At 60.0% G+C, this 21,370-nt stretch carries 20 protein-coding genes; 7 read left to right on the forward strand and 13 right to left on the reverse strand.

All coding sequences use genetic code 11. The annotated features are described in order from the left end of the window. Positions 1 to 110: 110 nt before the first annotated feature. The gene (locus ATY29_RS33045; protein WP_097533989.1) at positions 111 to 374 is read right to left on the reverse strand and encodes a hypothetical protein; all 264 of its coding nucleotides are present in this window, start codon (positions 372 to 374) and stop codon (positions 111 to 113) included. 461 nt (positions 375 to 835) lie between these two features. Here ATY29_RS33045 and ATY29_RS33050 point away from each other — a divergent pair, with 461 nt between their 5' ends. Both ATY29_RS33050 and ATY29_RS33055 read left to right on the forward strand, forming a co-directional pair. Then, positions 836 to 2,017, forward strand: coding sequence for an alpha/beta hydrolase (locus ATY29_RS33050; protein WP_097534050.1), 1,182 nt, complete (start codon positions 836 to 838; stop codon positions 2,015 to 2,017). Positions 2,018 to 2,109: 92 nt separating this feature from the next. Continuing rightward, the gene (locus ATY29_RS33055) at positions 2,110 to 2,529 is read left to right on the forward strand and encodes a potassium channel family protein (protein ID WP_003566146.1); all 420 of its coding nucleotides are present in this window, start codon (positions 2,110 to 2,112) and stop codon (positions 2,527 to 2,529) included. An 11-nt stretch (positions 2,530 to 2,540) separates the two neighbouring features. Here the strand turns inward: ATY29_RS33055 and cax are convergent, their stop codons facing one another. The 8 genes from cax to ATY29_RS33095 form a co-directional block, all read right to left on the reverse strand. Then, positions 2,541 to 3,686 carry a calcium/proton exchanger gene (cax, locus tag ATY29_RS33060; protein ID WP_003566147.1) on the reverse strand — a complete coding sequence of 382 codons (1,146 nt, stop codon included), beginning with the start codon at positions 3,684 to 3,686 and terminating at the stop codon, positions 2,541 to 2,543. 140 nt (positions 3,687 to 3,826) lie between these two features. Continuing rightward, positions 3,827 to 4,459: a response regulator transcription factor gene (locus ATY29_RS33065; protein ID WP_003566148.1), complete on the reverse strand. Its 633-nt coding sequence runs from the start codon at positions 4,457 to 4,459 to the stop codon at positions 3,827 to 3,829. A gap of 122 nt (positions 4,460 to 4,581) precedes the next feature. Continuing rightward, positions 4,582 to 5,529, reverse strand: coding sequence for a hypothetical protein (locus ATY29_RS33070; RefSeq protein WP_097533990.1), 948 nt, complete (start codon positions 5,527 to 5,529; stop codon positions 4,582 to 4,584). Between the two features lie 80 nt (positions 5,530 to 5,609). Next, positions 5,610 to 6,536, reverse strand: coding sequence for an amino acid ABC transporter substrate-binding protein (locus ATY29_RS33075; protein WP_025416940.1), 927 nt, complete (start codon positions 6,534 to 6,536; stop codon positions 5,610 to 5,612). 18 nt (positions 6,537 to 6,554) lie between these two features. Next, on the reverse strand, positions 6,555 to 7,913 hold the full coding sequence (gene potE, locus ATY29_RS33080) for a putrescine-ornithine antiporter (RefSeq protein WP_097533991.1): 1,359 nt from the start codon (positions 7,911 to 7,913) through the stop codon (positions 6,555 to 6,557). Positions 7,914 to 7,931: 18 nt separating this feature from the next. Beyond that, positions 7,932 to 10,295, reverse strand: a complete 2,364-nt coding sequence (gene speC, locus ATY29_RS33085; protein WP_097533992.1) for an ornithine decarboxylase — start codon at positions 10,293 to 10,295, stop codon at positions 7,932 to 7,934. Beyond that, on the reverse strand, positions 10,282 to 12,552 hold the full coding sequence (locus ATY29_RS33090) for an arginine/lysine/ornithine decarboxylase (RefSeq protein WP_097533993.1): 2,271 nt from the start codon (positions 12,550 to 12,552) through the stop codon (positions 10,282 to 10,284). The genes speC and ATY29_RS33090 overlap by 14 nt, the downstream gene beginning before the upstream one ends. A 163-nt stretch (positions 12,553 to 12,715) precedes the next feature. Then, positions 12,716 to 13,669 (reverse strand): cation diffusion facilitator family transporter, encoded by a 954-nt coding sequence (locus tag ATY29_RS33095; RefSeq protein ID WP_097533994.1) that lies wholly within the window; start codon positions 13,667 to 13,669, stop codon positions 12,716 to 12,718. 165 nt (positions 13,670 to 13,834) lie between these two features. Here ATY29_RS33095 and ATY29_RS33100 point away from each other — a divergent pair, with 165 nt between their 5' ends. Continuing rightward, the gene (locus ATY29_RS33100) at positions 13,835 to 15,199 is read left to right on the forward strand and encodes an amino acid permease (protein ID WP_003566158.1); all 1,365 of its coding nucleotides are present in this window, start codon (positions 13,835 to 13,837) and stop codon (positions 15,197 to 15,199) included. A 14-nt stretch (positions 15,200 to 15,213) separates the two neighbouring features. Here the strand turns inward: ATY29_RS33100 and arcC are convergent, their stop codons facing one another. Genes arcC through arcA form a run of 3 tightly spaced genes read right to left on the reverse strand, consistent with a single transcriptional unit; the run spans position 15,214 to position 18,427 of the window. After that, on the reverse strand, positions 15,214 to 16,152 hold the full coding sequence (gene arcC, locus ATY29_RS33105) for a carbamate kinase (protein ID WP_025416944.1): 939 nt from the start codon (positions 16,150 to 16,152) through the stop codon (positions 15,214 to 15,216). Between the two features lies 1 nt (position 16,153). Beyond that, positions 16,154 to 17,158 (reverse strand): ornithine carbamoyltransferase, encoded by a 1,005-nt coding sequence (locus tag ATY29_RS33110; RefSeq protein ID WP_025416945.1) that lies wholly within the window; start codon positions 17,156 to 17,158, stop codon positions 16,154 to 16,156. 39 nt (positions 17,159 to 17,197) lie between these two features. Next, a complete protein-coding gene (gene arcA, locus ATY29_RS33115) occupies positions 17,198 to 18,427 on the reverse strand; it encodes an arginine deiminase (protein ID WP_025416946.1) in 1,230 nt (409 codons plus the stop codon). Positions 18,428 to 18,584: 157 nt separating this feature from the next. On the opposite strand from arcA, the gene ATY29_RS38420 reads away from it, so the two are divergent. Then, the gene (locus ATY29_RS38420; RefSeq protein ID WP_164895919.1) at positions 18,585 to 18,800 is read left to right on the forward strand and encodes a hypothetical protein; all 216 of its coding nucleotides are present in this window, start codon (positions 18,585 to 18,587) and stop codon (positions 18,798 to 18,800) included. Between the two features lie 242 nt (positions 18,801 to 19,042). Then, positions 19,043 to 19,693 (forward strand): helix-turn-helix domain-containing protein, encoded by a 651-nt coding sequence (locus ATY29_RS33125; RefSeq protein ID WP_097533997.1) that lies wholly within the window; start codon positions 19,043 to 19,045, stop codon positions 19,691 to 19,693. Positions 19,694 to 19,726: 33 nt separating this feature from the next. On the opposite strand, the gene ATY29_RS33130 is transcribed toward ATY29_RS33125, so the two are convergent. Next, positions 19,727 to 20,086 (reverse strand): hypothetical protein, encoded by a 360-nt coding sequence (locus tag ATY29_RS33130; protein WP_025416948.1) that lies wholly within the window; start codon positions 20,084 to 20,086, stop codon positions 19,727 to 19,729. A 282-nt stretch (positions 20,087 to 20,368) separates the two neighbouring features. Between ATY29_RS33130 and ATY29_RS33135 the strand changes: the two genes are divergently transcribed. Both ATY29_RS33135 and ATY29_RS33140 read left to right on the forward strand, forming a co-directional pair. Further along, the gene (locus ATY29_RS33135) at positions 20,369 to 20,833 is read left to right on the forward strand and encodes a hypothetical protein (protein ID WP_025416949.1); all 465 of its coding nucleotides are present in this window, start codon (positions 20,369 to 20,371) and stop codon (positions 20,831 to 20,833) included. Positions 20,834 to 20,839: 6 nt separating this feature from the next. Then, positions 20,840 to 21,367 (forward strand): CYTH domain-containing protein, encoded by a 528-nt coding sequence (locus ATY29_RS33140; RefSeq protein ID WP_097533999.1) that lies wholly within the window; start codon positions 20,840 to 20,842, stop codon positions 21,365 to 21,367. Positions 21,368 to 21,370: the final 3 nt, after the last annotated feature.

Below are 21,370 nucleotides of genomic sequence, written 5' to 3' on the forward strand. Positions count from 1 at the left end.
GAGACTAGCAATTATTCCACTGAGCCGACGCCGCTCGTCCAGACGAACTCCGATCGCGAGCGTTTCACCGCAATCACGGATGCTTGCCCTTTCCATAAAAGACGGTGTCGTCACGGAACTCCCCATTTAATCCTGTGCACATAGACTTCCACTTCAGCTTCAATGTCGCTGCAGAGCTGTTTATATTCCGCGATCAGTTTGCTGTTGCTCTCCAAGTTGAAGCTGAAGCGTTCGAGTGCGGTGGTGGCAAGCTCATACGACTCAAAAAGGTCGTCGATCGCATCGTTCGAAAGGAGCCGCAACTGCTCGCGCAAAGCTGGCAGCTTGAGCATAAGTTTCTTCCGTCCCCCCTCTTTGTTGCGGATGGAGTGCATGCCGTCCTCATCTTACGCCGTTGCAACATATATCAGATACGTAATGGGATCTGCCGCAGATCGTTCCACACCGCCTCATTTTCTGGGTTCGGATGCGGTAGTCGCGGTGGAATTGCGGTGGAAAATCGTGTCGATCCCGGCCGGAAAGTACTCGCCCTCATGACGGTGGCTGCAATAGTCTCGCGGGAACCAATCAAACGGTTTGCAGAACCCTCCAGGCCGGGCCGGTCCCCATTCCGATCCGGCGGGGCTGCTGGGCGCCGGCATAGATGTTACGCGATGCTACAGGCCTTTGGAGTTTGCCGATGCTAGCTTAGCGACGGCGTCGGCGGTCAGTGAGGCTTGTCACGCCAAGATGCAGATTTGGAAACGAGGGGGTATCGGCCCGCGTGAAATTACTCGGTATACGTCCTCCAGGGGTTTATTGCAGGAACAGGTGCGGCCTCTTGCTGGCTCTGCTCATGCTGACGGGCTGTGGCCACCAGACCGGTGTCATGACGCCACTCGCGGCCACGGCGTCGACGCCTCCTACTGCAAAGGTCGACATGCTGGTCGCCACGACCCGCCAACCGTCCGGCGATCCGGCGACGCTTTTTAACGGTGAGCGAAGTGCCAAGCCGCATTTGACCGAGGTATCCATCACCATACCGACCAATCGCAAGTCGGGAACGGTTCAGTGGCCCGAGCGCCTGCCGCCCAATCCGGCAACGGACTTCGCAGTCACCCGGGTGCAGCAAGTCTCGACGATCGCTGAAGGCCGGGCGTGGTTCAGGCAGCATCCGAAAGGCGGTCACGCGCTGGTCTTCATTCATGGTTTCAACAACACCTACGAGGATTCGGTCTTCCGCCTGGCGCAAATCGTCCATGACAGCGGAATGCAGGCAACGCCGGTGCTGTTTACCTGGCCATCGCGAGCCGAGGTCGTCGCCTACCAATACGACAAGGAAAGCACGAACTATTCACGCACCGCTTTGGAGCAGGCCCTGCGCACATTGGCGGGCGACCCGAACGTCAAGGACATAACCATCCTCGCCCACTCGATGGGAACGTGGCTGGCAATGGAATCCCTCCGCCAGATGGGGATCCGCGATGGTCACGTGAACGCGAAAATTCACAATGTCATCCTCGCCTCGCCCGATATCGACATCGATGTCTTCGCCAAACAATATGTCGAACTGGGTGCGCCACGGCCGAAATTCACGATCTTCATGTCCCAGGACGACAAGGCGCTGGCCGTCTCGCGGTTCATCAGCGGGCGTGTCTCCCGCCTCGGAGCGATCGACCCGACGGCGGAACCCTATCGTACAAAGCTGGAGAAGGCGGGCATCACGGCGATCGATCTGACAAAGGTCAAGGCGAAGGATAGCCTCAACCACGGCAAGTTCGCCGAGAGCCCGGAGATCGTTCAATTGATCGGCCAGCGTCTGATGACCGGGCAGCCGCTGACGGATTCAAAAGTGACCCTTGGGCAAGGGATTACCGCCGTCGTCGGAGGCACGGTGTCCACAATTGGCACTGTTGCGGCCTCTGCGGTCGCCGCGCCGGCAGTCATCGTCGAGCAGCCGTTGAACCGGAACAGGCGACCAGCCGCAGCCGCGGATCGGCTTGACGACAACCTGAAGCCCCAGCCGCTGACACAATAGCCGAGTCTGTCGCAGCTTCGTCTTTTCGGGGAGGGCCGTATTTTACGGTAAACTACTTCCTGCCGGCCTATGGAGCGGAGGAGTTATGGGCATTGTTTCACTTCGTATTCGGCAGCAGCCTCATCGCCGCCACCGTTGCTATTCAAGCAGCATCCATGTCCGCTGGTCTCAAGGTCTTTCGGCATCTGGAAGAGACCCGTCCCGAATTTCTGTCGAAACGGCCGACTACGATCACCGTGGTATGGGTCATCTATCTGATGATTCCGATCATGATCGATGTCTGCCTTTGGGCGGTATTTTACTCGGCGATAGAGGCTCTGCCGAGCTTCGAGGACGCCATGTATTTTTCGACCGTTACATTCACCACAGTCGGTTATGGCGATATTGTCTTGGCAAAGGAATGGCGCCAGGTCGCCACTTTCGAAGCGGTCAATGGCTGGATCATATTCGGATGGGCGACCGCTCTGATGATGGCAATCATTCAGCGCCTGTACTTCCGTTCAGGCACGTGAGGGATAAACCTTCAGGACGGCAAAGCAGGCGGCAAAAGAAACAGCGTAAGCCCGAAAATCGCATAGACGGCCAACGCCATGACGCCCATATACCAGACACCGCGACCGCCATTGGACAGGAAGGTCGCCGCCATGGTGGCGATGAGCATCATGGTGACCGCGCCGGGCCAGAATTGCAGTGACATCGGTTCCGGCCCGATGAAATAGCTGACGATGACGAGGATCGGTGCGACGAAGAGCGCGATCTGTGCGGCACTTCCCAACGCGATGCCGACACTGAGATCGAGGCGGTTGGCGCGCGCTGCCGAAAACGCGGTTGTCATTTCCGCCGCTCCCCCGACCAGCGCCACGACAATGAAGCCGACGAACGCCGGCGTCATGCCGAGGCGGTCGGCCGCTCCCTGAACCGAGCCGACGAAGATTTCACTGATCAGCGCGACGAAAAGCGTGACGACGACAAGGATGACGACGCTGACGGTGATCGGCCAGGAACCGTGATTCTCCTCGGCATGGCTGACGCTTGCAAACAATTCGCGGTGCGTTTTCAGGGAAAACACCATTCCCATCGCATAGACGGCGATGAGCAGCACAGCCAGACCCAGGCTCAGTTTCTGCGAAACGACGGACGTTTGATCCACATCGCTGATGATCGACGGCACCATGATGGCGACAGTCGCCAGGAATAACAGGCAGGCCTGGAAGCGCGCATTGACGCGGTTGAATTCCTGCACATGATGCTTCAGCCCTCCGAAGAGAAATGCACCTCCCAGCATGAACAGGGTGTTTGTGACGATGGCGCCGGCAAGTGATGCCTTGACCAGCAGATACTGGCCGGCCTGCAAGGCAGCCAGCGAGATCACCAGCTCGGTCAGGTTTCCCAAAGTGGCATTCAGCAAGCCTCCGACCGCATCGCCCGTCCGCGCGGAGACCGCCTCGGTTGCGCGACTTAAAAGCATCGCCAGCGGCACGATCGCACAGACCGACATGGCAAAAAGAAGCGTATGCGCTTGAGGAGAGGTCTGCTCCAGCAGAATGACGATCGGAACGAACACGATAAGCACCAGCAGCGGCGCTTGCCGAATCTCGGTCACTGCAGCCCTGGTTATCGCAGAGATGCGCGATGGCGCGATCGCGTTCCTCTCCTCCAGGTTACGCATGGCAATCTCCGTCTCTCCTGCCCATTTGGGCAAGCATACCGACAGCACCGCCTTCGCGCATTGATCCCAGTCAAGTGCTTGGCTTCGTGCAGGAAAGAAGAGCGTGTCGGGCTCGGTATCCCAAGGCGGCGCTTTCGATTTCAGCCGGCGGACCGCAGCCAGGCATTGCCTGAAGGCCTGAGTGGGATCACCATCTTCATCAGTTGAGGGAGATTGCGAGCCTTCATCTTTGCCATGACATTTGCACGATGGACTTCGACGGTGCGGGCGCTGATGCCGAGTTCAAAAGCAATCTGCTTGTTTTGAAGCCCATCGACGATCCCGGTCAGCACCTGCTGCTCGCGCTGGGTCAATTGGTGAATACGCGCCAGCACGACATCGTCCCGCTGTTCCTCCGATATCTCCGAATGCGCTATCGCTTCCTTGATCGCGGCAATGAGGACATCTTCCTTGAAAGGTTTTTCAATGAAGTCGACGGCGCCCGCTTTCATTGCCTGAACTGCCAGTGCGATATCGCCGTCGCCGCTGATAACGATAGCCGGTATGCCGTTGTGATGCGCCTTCAGACATTCCAGCAGTTCCAGGCCATCAATCCCTTGCATCCTGAGTTCGGTGAGCAGGCAGCATTTTCCTTCCGAAAGAGGCTGATCCAGAAACGCAGTCGCCGACGTGTGTGTACGCACCGCAAAGCCGGCGCAGACGAGCAGGAAGGTCAGAGACTTTCTGAACTCCTCCTCATCGTCGACGATGTGTACGGTGATGTCGTTTTGCATGAACCCTCGCCCGTAGCGCATTCGACCAGGGGCGGCCTGAACAAATGCCCCAGCCAAACACTAGCATTGTCAGGCTGCAAGCGCCTGTAGCATCACGTAAGCTCTTGCGATGGGGGTTGACGCTACTGCCGGCTCGATATCGCGTCGGCGATCTGCCGGGCGATTTCTTCCTGGACGTCGAGAAGACTTCGGTCCTGAAAGGTTCTGTCATAAGCGCCTGTCCAGGTCACCGTTCCGTTGGCGCGATCGACCAGCCGGATTTGGACATGCAGCCTGGAACCTTCAGTTCCCAGGCTTCCCTGCAGCGAAAGCTGCGGTTGGTTTGACGCCGCGATCTGCGTTTGCGGACCGGCCGACTTGACGATGACGGACTTGTTCTTCGTCAACTGCGCGATCACCTCATCGGTTAGCCCCCGGGCAATGTCTGCATCGCCGTTCCCACGACCTGTTCCGACCAGAGGCTCCACGAGGATTTCAGCTTTCACTTGGTCTCCCTTGGAGGAGACCGGGGCGCCGGAGGGGATGGAGGAGCCGAAAAGCCCTTCGAGCGGCCGTATCAGAGAGAGGATCGCCATCAGGCCGAGAACAAGCGGCACGCCAATCGGCAGGAGAAGGTCCCGATAGGCAAATGACTGCTTCTGTTGTGCCGCCGGCGCCTCGTGCAACTGATTGCTCTTTGGTGCGGAACGGCTTCCTGGTGAGATGGCCGACTGATTTACGATGAAGTTCGGTACGTATCGGCCCTTGGGGATGGTGATCTGGATAGGATCGCCTCGCCCGACCACTAGATAATAGCGCTCCAGAGCCCGGCGAATACGCCCGGCCTCGATGCGAACGACCGGATCGTTTTGCGCATCGAAGGACGCATCCCGGCCGAAAACCGCCTGGGCAATCGCGTAGGCTTTCAGGTTTGTCTCTCGTCCCGCCAGGGTTTCATCGACGATATAGGCCAGAAACCGCCGGCTCCGGTCCGGAGCCTGAAATTCCACGCTCGATAGGATGCGATCAAGCTGCGCACGGACCCTTGCGGGTTCAGCTATCGGATCGTCTTGCCCGCCTTGCGAGCCCATCGCGCCCTCCCGTGAATACGCCGTTTGACCTCACCGGTGCTCGATGCCGACGCTTGTGGTTTGGCAGCCTGTGCTTTGTGCTATTCCGGCAATGCAGTCTGGCGGAAGAAAGTCTCGATCGGCTCGTCCGGCGGGCCAAACCAGGTCGTGAAGAACGCCCGGAATTCCGGGGCGGCATAGGTCAGGCTGAGTGCCCGATCGACGCTGAGCCTGAAGTCCTCATCGCCCCTGGCCAACTCGAGCCCCAGCGGCTGGAAAGTAAAATGTCGCTTCAGGACGATGAGGTTGCCGGAATCATCGCTGCGTGCCGCAGCGTCCATCAGCAGCGACATATCGCCGAACAGCACCGCCGAACTGCCGTCACGAACGCGGTCGACGCCCTGCTGGTAGTTGTTGACCGGCACCGTCGTTGCGGCCAGCTGAAATGTCTCGATCCTGTCGGAGAGCCACCGTTCACTGGTGGTCCCGGCAATCGCCGAAAAAGTCTTGTGCTCAAGGATGGTGCGCGCTGGAGAGCCACGCCAGATCGGCCGGCTCGACGGCTGCCCGTATTCCAGGACCTCGCGCAAGGCCAGAGGCGCACTGGCTCTCAGCAGCGCGCCCGTGCCGCTCGGAAAAATCGGCAGCGAGAACGAAACCTCCTGCCTGCGGCTGATCGTCACCGGCTCAGCCGCGCAGACGAGATCCACTACGCCGTCCTGTATGGCCCGCGGCCGGGCATCGTTGCCGAGAGGAATCCATTCTATGTTCAACTGCGAGAGTTTCAGCTCCGCCCTCACGCTGTCGGCAATCTTGTTGCAAAGCGCCACCGCATAACCGTCGGGCGCACCCTGGTCCGACTTGAACGAAAACGGCCTTGCATCAGGGTCATAACCGAGCTTCAGCGAACTGCTGCTGCGGATACGGTCCAGCGTCTGTGCGGCAGCTGGGGTAAAGGCGCCCGTCGCCAGCGCACCGATGAAGATGGAGGCGGCAATCGCTGTTAACCGCCCTTTGCTGATTGACATGGTTCTTCCTCCCCTGCGCTATTCTGCCGGCGCGCGGTTCGCGCCGCTTGTAAAGCGCGGCGCGATCAGGCCGTAAATGATGAAACCGATACCCGTGACCAGCATGCCGCCAAGCACGGCGTCCTTGCCGGAGGCGTAGATTGCGAACACGCTGTAGAGCATGCCGACAAGCGCAATGACGGCATTAAGCCGGTATTTCGCCTGCGGCACGCGCGCCGCCTTCATGATGACGAAGAGTGAGGACAGCGCGATGATGTATGGCAGCACATTGGTGACGACCGCGAGGTTGACGAGAGCGGAAAACTGTTCGCTGAGGGTCGGCGATATCGTCATCAGCGCCAGGCCCGTCTGCACGACGCCGAGGATGATCATACCCTGAACCGGCGCGCCCATCTCGTTCACCCGTGAAAACACGGTAGGGAACATCCGCTCTTCCGCAGCCGTCCGCGCGGTTTGTGCGATAGTGAACTGCCACCCGAGCAGCGAACCCAGGCAGGCAAGCACGGCAAGCGCCATGATGATCGAACCGATCGTCGGATTGAACATCGTGGCATAGGCGAGCGCGAACGGACCAGTTGATGCGGCGAGATCGGCATTCGGCACGATGCCTTGAATGACCGTCGTCGACAGGATGTAGATGACGGCGGCCCCAAGCGTGCCGAACATACAGGCGAGCGGCACATCTCGTTTCGGGTTCTCGACGGCATCCGAATTCTGCGCAGCCGACTCCATACCGAGGAAGGCCCAGAGGGTCAGGGAAATGCTCGATCCCATCCCCTGCCCGAGCGACAGTCCCTGCGGATTCCAGGCGGCGGCAAAGGTGCTGGAACTGAACCAGAGCCATCCGATGATCGACAGCAGTCCGACCGGCAGGATAACGCCCCATACCGTGACCGAGCCGATGCGCCCCGTGATGCGCGGACCGCCGAAATTGGCGGCGGTCGTCAGCCAGAGAAGAATGATCAAGGCCACGCAGGTCATGATCGGCGTCGAGGTCAGCGCCGGGAAAAAACCGGCGAGATAGCCGACGGCCGAAATGCCTATCGCAACATTGCCGATGGCGAGCGACAGAAAATACAGGAAGAACACCATGAAATAGCCGTCCTTCCCATAGGCGTCCTCGGCATAGGCGGACATGCCGCCGGGTCGCTGATTGAACAGCCCGGCTTGCGCGAATCCGTAGGCGATCGCCATCGAGCCGACGGCGGTCACGATCCAGGAGAGCAGCGAGATCGCCCCGACCTGCGCCATGTTGGCGGGCAGCATGATAATGCCCGATCCCATCATGTTGACGGCGACGATGAAGGTGAGTTGCACCAAGTTCATCTTCTTCTTGGCGGTGGTTTCGGCCGCGAGATGCATAGTATTGTCGGTCATGATGAGATCCTCCGTCCCCTACTCGCGCACGACATACGTATAGAACTTGATCCGCCCATCGATCCGTTCCTGGAACACGCCCTGCACTTCGTAATTGAAGCCGGGGAAACGATTGAAGGATTCCTCGAAGGCCAGGAAATAGTCGCGCATTGGCCGTGCTCTCTCGTCCCAGCGCTCTCCCGGCACGATCACGCCGATGCCCGGCGGATAGATCAGCGCCAGCGTCGCCGAGATGCGGCCGGCAGCCTCGGCGAGCGGCACATAGTCGACATTGTTGGCGACCAGCGCCTCATAGGCCTGTTTCGGTGCGATCGCCGGCTCCGGAAAGCTCTCGGAGCGGAAGCAGAGCCGCTGCAAGTCCTTGACGCCGGCACTACGATAGAAGGAATGCATCTCCTTGCAGACCTGCCGAACCGTGTAGCCTGCATAGCGTTCGCGGTTGGCCGCAAAGACCGTTGGCAGCACCTCCGGCAATGGCGCGTCGCGATCCCAGAGGTTCTTGAACTTCACCAGCTTGGCGACCAGCGTATTCAGCTTGCTTTCGTCTTCTGCCGGCGTCAGCAGAAAGAGCAGGCTGTTCAGATCGCATTTTTCCGCCACCACCCGCTGTTCGCGCAGGTAGTTAGCGACAACAGTCGCCGGGATGCCGAACTCACGATATTCGCCGGTCGTCCGGTCGATGCCCGGGGTGAGCAGTGTGAGCTTGTTGGGATCGACCATAGTATAGCCGGGCGCATAACCAGAATAGCCATGCCACTTCACCTCCGGATCGAACCGCCAGCATTGCTGCTCGCGCTTCAGCACATCGGTCGGGATATCCTCCCATCTGGTATCGGCCAGATCGCCCGTATGTTTCGAGCCTGCGACCGAGACCCTGTCCGGCACGAAGGGATCGAAGAACCATTGTTCTTCCGCGCTTGCGGCTTTGGACTCGTAATGATCGACGAAACCGCGCAGCTTCTTGCGCACCTCGATCCCCAGCTCGATGCAGCGATCCCAGAGCATCTCGCCGGCCTTGCCCTCATGCACCTTGGCGTTGACGTCGAGCGAGGCGAAAAGCGGATAGAAGGGAGAGGTCGAGACATTCATCAGCAGCGATTCATTGAAGCGCTTGTGTTCGACGAAGCGGCGCTGGCCCTTGATATGTTCGTCCCGCTTGTGGATCTGTGAGGCCTGCGAGAAACCGGCGCCTTGCTTGTGGACCGACTGGGTGGAAAACAGCCCCGGCATATCCGGTCGCAGGTCTTTAAGACGCATCGGGCTGTGGCCATCAAACAGCGGATGGAAGGCATTGTAGCCGATCCAGGCCTCGTCCCAGAGCACGTAGTCGCAGAGATGGCCGATTTTCTCCATGACTTGGCGGACATTGTAGATCGTGCCGTCATAGGTCGCGAGCTGGATGCAAGCGAGACGGAAAGGCCTCTCCGCCTTCGCACGGCTCTTGTCGGGGACGAGCGGATGTTCCTCTATCTTTCGCCGCAGCCAGCTTTCGTCCCAGGCCGCCCAGTCGACGGCGCCGATCATGCCGAAGGAATTGCGGGCAGTCGGCAGATAGATCGGGATGGCGCCGGCCTGCACGAGAGCGCCCTGATGCAGGGATTTGTGATTATTGCGGTCGAAGAGCACGAGATCGCCGCTACGCAGCACCGCATTGGCCACCACCTTGTTGGAGGTACTCGTGCCGTTCAGGATGAAATAGGTGCGGTCGGCTCCGAAGATGCGCGCCGCCTGCTTTTGGGCTTCGACGGCGGGACCTTCGTGAATCAGGAGATCGCCGAGATCGACGTCGGCATTGCAGAGGTCGTTGCGGAAGATGCTCTCACCGAAATATTTGAAGAAGAGCTGGCCGGCCGGCGATTTCCGATAGAACTGGCCGCCCTGATGCCCTGGGCAATCGAAGGCGATGTTGGCCTCGCCGTCATAGGCCATCATGCCGCCGAAGAAGGGCGGCAGCAGCGACTTGCCGTAATTGACCGCACTGGACACGATCTGCTTGGCATAGAAGGTCGGCGTCTGCTGGCCGAGATAGACGAAACCATCCACCTCGCCGGCCATCTCGACGACATCCATATGCGCAATCGTCAACGTATCGGCCATTGCCCAGATTGGCGTACGGAAGCCGATGTCTCTGACGGAACGAAGGAAGCTGCGCGCCGAAGGAAGCCGCCCGCCCTCGACCGAGCCGATATAGGCGCCAACGTCCGCATCTTCGGACACGTCGGCTGAGTAGGCGTCGCGCTGCTCCACCTCGAAGCCCTGGGCGGTGATCTGTGACACCAGTTCCTGAGCCTGGGAATTGTCACGGTCGATGATCGCGACGATCTTCAACATCTTGTGGAAGGGTATGGCGACCGTCGGAGACTTCACATCACGCGGGATCATTCTGCCCCTCCTCTGCAATGCAATCGACAAGATAGCGGCGTCCGCCGTCACCAGGCGCGAAGCGAAGGCCGTGAATATCGGTTTCGAAACCGGGGAACTTGCGGTCGAAATCACGGGCGTAAAGCAGGTAATCCTGGATCGACTTCGTCGACTGGGTGATCTGCTCGCCCGGCATGATCAAGGGAATTCCAGGCGGATAGGGAACGATCATCACCGCGAGGATGCGGCCCATGAGATTGTCGATCTCGACGCTTTCGATCCGGCCCTTGACCAGGCGGTCATAGGCATCGGCGGGACGCAATGCCATTTCTGGGAGGACCGTATACATCTCGCGCTGCGCCTTCGGCACGTCATCCTTGCGATAGATCGCATGGATCTGCTCGCAGAGATCCTTCAGTCCCATCCCGGCATAAGCTTCCGGATGGGCTGCGGCGAGGGCCGGCAACACCCGGTTCAATGGCGCGTTGGCGTCATAAAGATCCTTGAAATTCAGGAGCTCGGTGACGAGCGTACTCCACTTGCCGCGGGTAATGCCCATCGAGAAAAGCACGAGGAAAGAATAGAGGCCGGTCTTTTCGATCTCGATGCGACGGGAAGACAGGAACTTGGTGATGACGGCCGCCGGTATCCCATGCTCGTCCATCACCCCGCTCGCCGATAGGCCTGGCGACAGGATGGTGACCTTGATCGGGTCGACCATGACGTGATTTTCGGCCAGGCCAGTGAACCCGTGCCAGGCATCATCAGGCTTCAGCACCCAGTCGGCATGGGTGTCGCTCGGCGTCTGCTCGGCAACCGTCGGCTCCCAGACATCGAACCACCAGCTGCCTTCCGTCTGTTTTCTCACTGCATTCATCGCCCGGCGGAAGCTGATCGCCTCGTCGATCGTCTCCTGCACCAGCGCGCGCCCGGCCGGCTGCTCCATCATCGCGGCAGCGACATCGCAGGAGGCGATGATGCCATATTGCGGCGAGGTCGAGGTGTGCATCATGAAGGCTTCGTTGAAGCGGGTGATGTCGAGCCGCTTGGTCTCGGCGTGCTGGATATGGATCATCGATGCTTGGGAAAGGGCCGCCAGCAGCTTGTGCGTCGAGTGCGTGGCAAAGGTGATGGCCTTTTGCGACCGTGCGGGCTGGTTCGACGAAATCCCGTGGAAACCGTCATAGAATTCGTGGAAATTCGCATAGGCGTACCAGGCCTCGTCGAAATGCAGCACTTCGACCGCGTCGCCGAGCGATGCCTTGATGGCATCGACATTGTAGCAGAGGCCGTCATAGGTGGAGTTGGTGATGACCATCAGCCGCACCTTGCCGCTCGTCTGCCCGGCAAAGGGACTGGCCGCAATCTTGCCGGCGATCGCTTCGGGCGTGAACTGATCCTTGGAAATCGGACCGATGATGCCGAGGCCGTTGCGCGACGGCGTCAGATAAATGGGTGTGGCGCCCGTCATGATCAGCGAGTGCAGGATCGACTTGTGGCAGTTGCGGTCACAGAGCACGAGATCGCCGCGCCCAACCATGCCGTGCCAGACGATCTTGTTGGCGGTCGATGTGCCGCCGACGACGAACAGCGTCTCATCCGTACCGAAGATGCGCGCGGCATTGCGCTCCCCCTCGGCGATCGGCCCGACATGATCGAGAAGCGAACCGACGCTGCCGACCGATACGGAGATATCGGATCTCAGCGTATTCTCGCCGAAGAAGCTGTAGAAGAGTTGCCCGACCGGGCTTTTCCGGAAGGCGACGCCGCCGCCATGGCCGGGCGTGTGCCAGGAATAGGCACCCTCCAGCGTATAATCCATCAATGCCTTGAACATCGGCGGCGGCAGCCGGTCGAGGTAATTGCGGGCGGCCTGCACGACGGCGCGCGCCATGAACTCCGCCGAATCCTCGAAAAGCCGCAGGAAGGCATTGGCGCGACGCAGCACACCGGCCGGGACATCCTCGGCGGTCGTGTCGTCGCCGAAGAGGAAGATCGGCAGCCGATCGTTCTTCTGGCGCTTCGCGCTCAGGACCTCTTCCAGCACTTGCCAGCGCGAGGCCTTGTCCTCGGTGCCGTCGACGGAAACGAGCCAGCAGGATTCCGTGTTGAAGATATGCACGAGCCGGCGCGCATCCTCATAGGAGAGACCGGAAACGATGCGGAAACCTTGGTTCTCGATCGCCGCCGCCAGATCGCGCATTCCGCGCCCGGCAGCACTCTTGCCGTCAAAATCCTCGTCGATGACGGCGACCGGAAATGCCTTATGGAATTCCATGCGCCCCTCCAGAACCCGGTGTTCAGAGGCAGCCGCGCGCCGCGCAGCCGCACTCGTCTCAGGCTGGAAAACCGTACATGCCGGGCGCACAATCGTCGTTGATCGCAATCAAGATGGGCGCAGAAGCTTGGTGAAGGCGAACGTGCAGGGAGCCCGGGACTAGCTATTCTGCCCATTCCGCATCGGCGGTGAAGGCAATCGTCAGCCAGCGATTGGCGCTCTCATCGCCGATTGCGGCGCCGATCTCGTCTCGAAGCGCATCCCATTCCTCGACCGTCTTCGCAGGCAGCCCCTCGGGCACGATGAAATAGAGTTCGATCTGCATTGCCCTGCCGACGCGAGCGACATAGGCGCGGTGCGAGAGGAAACCGAGGCGATGAACCACCGCCGCGGCAACCTGGTCGACATGCTCCTGGAGATCGACCGGCGCAATCAGCAGGATCTCGGTCAGCGCCTTCCAGACCGTGCCGATCGGAAGCGGGATCATCACCAGGCAGACCAATCCCAGAACCGCCGGGTCGACATAGCTGGCGACCCAGGCTAAAGGCGTCGGCTGCACGGCAAGGCCGATGAGAAAGGCGATCAGCAAGGCAAGCGCAATGCCGCCCGACATGATCCAGGCCTTGATGTCGAGGGATATGAAATCGGATTTCAGGCCGCGATTCAGCCTGATGCCCACAGCGGCCATGGCAGCACAAACAAGCACGGTCACGGCGGAATAGGCGATCGCGACGCCGAAATGGAGTTCATGCCCGCCGTTGAGGATGCTGATGATCGCGTTGATCAGTGCATAGACCGCGACCGTCATCAGCAGGCAGCCGTTAAGCATGAGCACGATCGGCTCCAGGTGCCAGAAACCCATGGTGAAGCGGTTGCGGATTCTGCCCGACACCGCATCGCTCTGCGCCGATTTCACGATCAGGCTCGAAACCCATAGCGCAAGCCCGGTCATCGCTGCATCGGCCAGTGAATAGACCCCATCGAAGGCGATAGAGAAGGAACCCGAAAGAATGCCGAAGACGATGCCAAGGGCGGCAATCACCACGGTGGCCGCAATCGAGATGCGTAGAAACCCCTGCTCGCTCACATCGTCATCTCCCTGCGGCCGACCCGCCATTTTTATTCTAGCGTTTCCGTGCCGATCGTGAAGGGATCGAAGACGATCGACGACTACGCATTGAACCGGATTGCGACTGTTGATCGTTGGAGTGAAGATCACGCTTGGAAATGGCCGCCCGGGGAGCCATCGGCACCAGGCAGACGGCCTCTCGGAGGGGATCTGATGGCAACGTCGCCGAATGGCAAGAGCCTGGGACTGGCCGCCTGCACCGCCATCGTCGTCGGAAACATGGTCGGTTCCGGCTTTTATCTTTCGCCGGCCGCCGTTGCGCCCTACGGCAACCTTGCCATCATCGTCTGGATCATCATGGGAGCCGGTGCAATCTGCCTCGGCCTCACCTTCGCCCGGCTGGCCAGTCTCGTGCCGGCCGTCGGCGGTCCCTACGCCTATACGCGGCTGGCCTATGGCGATTTCGCCGGCTTCCTCATTGCCTGGGGCTATTGGATCTCCATCTGGACATCGCTTCCCGTCATTGCCATTGCCTTTGCCGGCGTGATGGTCGATCTCTTTCCTGCGCTCGGCAATCGCTTCACCGCGACATGTCTGACGCTCGGGGTGATCTGGGCGATCGTGCTCGTCAATCTCCGCGGTGTCCATGCGGCCGGACTGTTTGCGCAGGTTACCACCTACGCCAAGCTCATTCCCTTCGGCGCCGTTGCCATTATCGGCCTCCTATACATCGACACGTCGCATTTCTCCGAATTCAACCCCAGCGGCCAGCCGCTCCTCGGGTCGATCGCAGCGCTGGCGCCTCTGACCATGTTTGCCTATCTCGGGCTCGAATCGGCGACCGTTCCCGCAGGCGATGTCCAGGACGCGGAACGAACCATCCCCCGTTCAACCGTCCTCGGAATCTCGATCGCCGCAGCTCTTTATGTGCTCGGCACGATCGTCGTGATGGGCCTTGTGCCCCGCCAGGAACTCGTCCATTCGGTGGCGCCGTTCTCTCAGGCTGCAGGTATCATGTGGGGACGCGGCGGAGAGCTGGCGATCTCGATCGCCGTCATTCTCTCATCCATCGGCGCGCTGAATGGCTGGACGCTGCTGATGGGGCAGGTTCCGATGGCCGCCGCCCGGGACGGTCTGTTCCCTCCGCTCTTTGCACGGCTCTCGCCCCGCGGCGTTCCGGCCGTCGGCATGGTCGTCTCGGCCTCGCTTGCGACCCTCCTGGTCGTCGTCCAGGCCCTTGGCTCCGAGGGCTTTGCCGCCGTCTATCGCCTGATGGTCGGGCTGAGCACGATGACGGCGGTCGTCCCTTATGCCTTCTGCTCGCTTGCCAGAACCCTGGTAGCCGCCCGCTTGAGCAATGGACGGGGTTTCCCGCGCGTCACCGCGATCGAACTCATCGCCTTCATTTTCGCGATGTTCACCCTCTATGGTTCGGGCGCCGAGCCCGTGCTCTACGGTCTCGTCCTGCTCATGCTCGGGATCCCCGTCTATGTCTGGCAAAGACGAAACGCGGCGGCAGCGCCCGTCGACAGCGAGGAGATGGCTGCAGGGGCCGCAACGCGCCCGGCCATCTCCTGACGCAATGTCGACGCTCATGCGTGCCAGGTCAGCTCGGAGAAACGGCGGCTGATGATCGTCCCGCATTCGCCGCGCACCATCGCCGCAATATCGGCCAAGGCTCCGATTGCGGAGGCCTTTCCGGCCCCCTCGGCGAAATGGCATGCGGCATCGACCTTCGGTCCCATCGAACCGGCCGGGAAGGAAAATTGTTTCATATCTTCGGGACGGGCCTTGTGAATGGCCTTTTGAGACGGTTTGCCCCAATCCGTGCAGACGGCGCGGGCGTCGGTTGCCATAATCAGAAGATCGGCATCGAGTTCCCGCGCCAGAAGCTCCGAGCACAAATCCTTGTCGATCACGGCTTCGACGCCGATCAGCTTTCGGTCGCTGCCCGTTTCGTACATAGTCGGAATGCCGCCGCCGCCGGCGCAGATGACGATCGTTCGCTGTTCCAGCAGCCACCGCACCGGACGGATCTCGAAGATGCGCTTCGGCAACGGTGACGCGACCACACGCCGCCACTTCTCGCCGTCCTGCTTGAACACCCAGCCCTTTTCCGTGCCAAGACGGTCGGCATCGGCCTTGTCGTAAACCGGGCCGACGAATTTTGTCGGATTCTGGAAGCCGGGATCGGAGCCGTCGACCTCGACCATGGTCAGAAGCGTTGCCAGAGGCTGCTCGAACGGCAGCAGATTGCCGAGCTCCTGTTCGAGCATATAGCCGATCATGCCTTCGGTTTCCGCGCCGAGCACATCGAGTGGATAGGCCTCGTCGGGTTTGTAAGCCGCCCCTTGAAGCGCCAGCAGCCCGACCTGCGGTCCATTGCCGTGCGTTATGATCAGCTGATGGTCGGCGGCCAGCGGCGCGATTGCTTCCGCCGCGACCCGCGCGTTTTGCCTCTGGACATCCGCGGTCATGGCTTCTCCGCGCCGGAGAAGGGCATTGCCGCCAAGCGCGATAACGACACGCATCTTAGTCTCCCAAGGTCGCAACAAGCAGCGCTTTGATCGTGTGCAAGCGGTTTTCGGCCTGCTCGAAGGCGACATTGGCCTCGGACTCGAAGACGTCATCCGTCACTTCGAGGCCGTTATCCATGCCGTAGTCTTCGGCGATCTGCTTGCCGAGCACCGTCTCGCTGTCATGGAACGCCGGCAGGCAGTGCATGAACTTGGCCTGGGGATTGCCCGTTGCCTTCATCAGGGCCTTGTTGACCTGATAGGGCGTCAAAAGCTTGATGCGCTCACGCCAGACGTCCTTGGGTTCGCCCATCGAGACCCAGACATCGGTATGAACGAAGTCGACGCCGCGCACAGCCTCCTCGACATCTGCCGTGACCAGCAGCCGCGCCCCGGATCTTTGCTGCAGCTCCTTGGCGATCTGCATATATTCCTCCGACGGCCAGAGCGATTTGGGGCCGCAGATGCGCACATCCATTCCGACGAGGCAGCCGACGATCAACAGCGAATGTCCCATGTTCGAGCGCGTGTCGCCGACATAGGCATATTTGATATCGGCGATCGGCTTGTCGCTGTGTTCCCGCATGGTCATCACGTCGGCCAACATCTGGGTCGGATGGTATTCATCCGTCAGACCGTTATAGACCGGCACGCCGGCATAGCGGGCAAGGGTTTCCACGCCCTGCTGCGCGGATCCGCGATATTCGATCGCGTCGTACATGCGCCCGAGGACGCGCGCCGTATCCTTGAAGGATTCCTTGTGGCCGATCTGCGAGCCCGACGGATCGAGATAGGTCACGTTGGCGCCCTGATCCGAACAGGCGACTTCGAAGGCGCACCTGGTCCGCGTCGAGGTCTTCTCGAAGATCAGGCAGATTTCCTTGCCCTTGAGATGTTGCTGTTCGGTTCGGGCATATTTGGCGCGCTTCAGGTCGCGGGCGAGGTCCAGGAGATAGCGGAATTCGCGTGGAGTATAATCCTGCACGGTCAGAAGCGAACGATTGCGCAGATTGAAGCTCATTGTCTTGCTCCGTTGAGGCTGTTGCGTGTGTGCGAGACGTCAATATGCCGGGTCGCGCCATATGGGGCATGTCATGCAGTGCCCGCCGCCGCGGCCGCGGCCGAGTTCGGAGCCCCGAATGGTAATGACTTCGATGCCCGCCTTGCGAAGCAGCGTGTTGGTATAGGTGTTGCGGTCGTAAGCGACGACGACGCCGGGCTCGAGCGCGACGACGTTGTTGCCGTCATCCCATTGCTCGCGCTCGGCCTGGTAGGAATTGCCCCCGGTCTCGACGGTGCGCAGTTGAGGCAATCCAAGCGTTTCGGCAACGACATCGAGCATGGGCCGATTTTCGGGATGGACCTCGAATGTGCCGTCATCGTCTTTGGGATGCATGCTGTAGCAGCGGATCTGGTCGACCACCTCGGCAAACAGTGTAACGACGTCGCGATCGCAGAAGCTGAAAACCGTATCGAGGTGCATCGCCGCGCGGCTCTTCGGCATCAGACAGCCGATCACTCTCGTTGCCGCTTTGCTCCTGAACAGCGCTTGCGCCACCTGGCCGACGGCCTGATAGGTCGTGCGCTCGCCCATGCCGATCAGCACCGTGCCGTTGCCGATCGGCATGACGTCGCCGCCCTCCATCGAGGCATTGGCAAACTGCTGATCCGAATCGCCCCACCAAATCTGGAAATCGCCATCCTTGAAGGACGGGTGGAATTTGTAGATCGCACGCTGGAGCAGGGTCTCGGCCCGTCTTGCCGGCCAGAACATCGGATTGCATGTCACGCCGTTATAGATCCAGCAGGACGGATCGCGCTGGAACAGCGTGTTGGGAACCGGCGGTATGACGAATTCCGATTCCTCCAAGGCGCTGAGCATCAATGACTTGGCCTTGACCTCGGGAAGATCGGCGATCGAAATGCCGCCGATCATGTATGCCGCAAGCTGCATGGGGGGCATCTCGTCAAGCCAGGGCCGCATGGCTTCGGCGATCTGCGAGCCGAGCACATTCGGGGTGATCCGGCGATCCAGCACGAAATCGCGTGCCTGCTTGTCGGCAAGCGTCTGGCCGAGCAGATCATGAAGCTCGAGAACCTCGACGCCCCTCTCCTGCATCTTCAGGACAAAATCGAAATGATCCTTCTGTGCCTCGTGTACCCACAGCACATCGTCGAAGAGCAGGCTATGACAGTTGCCGGGTGTCAGACGCTGATGAGCCAGGGACGGTTTGCAGACCATCACGGTCCTCAGCTTTCCGACCTCCGAGTGAACACCGAAACCGCGCATGAGGTTCTCCCTGACTTCCTGTCTGGACCGTTGGGCATGTCTCGCGGGCCAACGGCATGTGCCCCGCGGGGCCAAACCGATCTGTGCCAGGTTAAGTTGCCGGGTCTGGTGGTGTCATTGATCGCGAGCAATGTTCGAGGCATCAAACGGCATGCCCATGGCTATATCAGTGACCGATTGCCCGGCCGCCAGCGTGGAACTCCTCTGCCAGCCACCGACGCCAATGGGTCGGGTGGACGTCCAGCTTATTGCCGCCTCTTGCATCGACCCAGCCACCGAATATTCTCTGACACGGAAAGACAAGGGCGTGGACGCCTTCGTTGTCGATCACGGCGAGCTCGATATCCTGCGCAAAAGGCGCGTCAATGATTGATCGCCACATCCTGGCACCTCACAGCAATGCTGAGGGCTCGGCGGCTCACCTGAAGTGAGTGGCGGCCGGGCCGGATTGAGGAATCCTAGCCTATCGGCTTGCAACGTTCCTTGATCCTGATCACTCCCGGAGACAGGAAATTCGAACTGCGAATCGACATCACGTACAATTACGTAGTGACCGTCCCCAATTTTCAGTGCCGCTCTTCCTTGTAAGAGTTCAGCTTCACGGGGGGACCAGCAATGTTGACCACGAGCCAGACTGCCGAACGCTATATGCCGGAACCGAACCGCGTAAATGCAGGTGAGACCCGACGGTTACCGCCAAGCACTGTTTTATGGGTACTCCCGGGCCAGGGCATCTACCGCGAGGGCGAGCGGGCGTCATCACTCTACCAGGTCCAATCCGGTGCGGTGAGGGTCTATCGAATAATGCGGAACGGGCACCGCCACATTCTTGCATTCCACGGAACGGGAGAATGGTTCGGCCTGCAGGATGGAGACATCCATGATGATTTCGCCGAGGCGATCTGCGACTCCCAAATTCGCTCCATTCCCAGGGCCGGCGCGCCGATGCCGGCGATAAATTTGTTGGATATCGCCTTGTCCAGCCTGGCAATTGCGAATTCGCGCCAGCTTATCGTCGCCCGCCAGGGCGCCCTCGAGCGTGTGGCGACTTTTATTCAGGAAATGTCGACCCGAAATGGCGGCGCTAATGAGTTTGAACTCATGATGTCGCGCACCGACGTCGCCGACTATCTCGGATTGACGGTCGAATCGGTAGCGCGCTCATTTACCAAGCTGCGGACCCGCCACATTGTCCAGCTATTCGGACGCGGCCAGCGATATGTCCAGATCCTCAACCGCACCAGGCTTGCCGCGCTCAGCACGTAGCGACGTGCGGTTCAGGATGCGGTGAAGACACGCTCATTCGACGTAGAAGGTCAGGTTGCCGTTACGGGCTCTCGTGACCCATTCAATATCGTTTGGCGTGAGCTTCTTCGCCTTCAGTTTGCCGACAAGCCATTTATTTGACCGAGCGGCCGCGCGAATGGCCTCGACGTCCTTTTCGCTGCCTTGCGGGGGATGACGGCCCGTCTCCGAAAAATCGGAAATTCTATAACTGACAACGGTAAAGCGCTTGTCATGATATGTTCGTACCGCCTCCGGCAGGCTTTCGCTCCAATTCATCCTGCGGTATTCGCGCCGGCTCTGCTGAGCGTCGGCCTGCACTGATACCGTGATCGTCGAGATCGCGATTGCAAGTGCCAAAGATAACTTCATCATGTTGGCTACTCCGAAAGAAGCATGGATTCTGCTTGAGGAATCTAGCCGAAGTGGCGCAATCAGGCATTGAGCGAAGTCAATGGGTGTGGCCTCGGCCGGAGAGGATGCCGGCATCAGCCTGATGGTCATGCCATTGAGGTGTCACCCGGAACCTCGACTTGCCGGCGCCCTCGAGAAGGCACGGGCAGCAGGCCAGTCGGGCCTCATGTATGATACCGTATCTTACTGCCATCCGAACCCATGACATTTTATCTCTATTGGTAAATCATGGAGGGCAAAGCGATGACCGGACCTGCTGCTTCTACCCCGTCAATGACCAGTGCAGAAGAGCTGCGCAAACGCGCGCTCGAACTGCAGCTTCTCGAGATGGAACGCCAAGAGAAGATACAGGCGCGCGAAGCCAAAAAACACGCTGAATTCGTTGAAGACTTCTTCCGCAAGCATATTGGCGACGCCGAGCGCACGGTGATCAAACGCCTCGTGTCGAAGGCGGCTGCCGACGGCAAGTTCGAGGCGATGATCTACAGTTTCCCCTCGAGCTTTTGCTCCGATAGCGGCCGCGCAATCAACAACTTCTTGCCCGGGTGGCAGAACACCTTGCAAGGAAAGGCGAAGGAACTCTACGACCTGTTCGAAGAGATCGGCAGACCGCAGGGCTATGGCCTGAAGGCATTGGTCATCAATTTTCCGGGCGGCATTCCAGGGGATATCGGGCTTTTCCTCACCTGGGAAAAACCGGTGGAGTGAACCGGCATGAAGACCGTCGAGATCGAGCGTAAGTTTCTCGTGCGCAGCGACGCTTGGCGCGCCAGCGCGACAAGCGTACATGTGCTCCGGCAGGGCTATCTTGCGCGAGGCACTGCCAGCAGTCTGCGTATTCGCCTGATCGATGATCTGACGGCACAGCTGGCGGTGAAGTTCGGCAAACGCGGCCTTACGCGCGAGGAATTCGAGTACGACATTCCCCTCGCTGAAGCCAAGGAAATGCTGCTTCATGTCCGTGGCAAGGTGCTCGAAAAGACAAGGTACCAGGTTGTCCATCGGGGCGATGTCTGGGAGATCGACGTCTTCGGCGGCGCCTATCAGGGTCTGACCATTGCCGAAATCGAAATGGCCAGCGAGAAGGAAAGTCCATCTCTGCCCTCCTGGCTCGGTCGCGAAGTGACTGGAGACAAACGTTATTCCAACCGGGCACTGGCATTCCATCGCCCGGCAATGTCGCCACCATACGGCATTTCGGGGATGCCCGAGTCTAACGCGCACCGCATGAATCAAATTTGACGC

The sequence above is a fragment of the Rhizobium hidalgonense genome (assembly GCF_002914525.1).
Lineage (GTDB): Bacteria > Pseudomonadota > Alphaproteobacteria > Rhizobiales > Rhizobiaceae > Rhizobium > Rhizobium hidalgonense.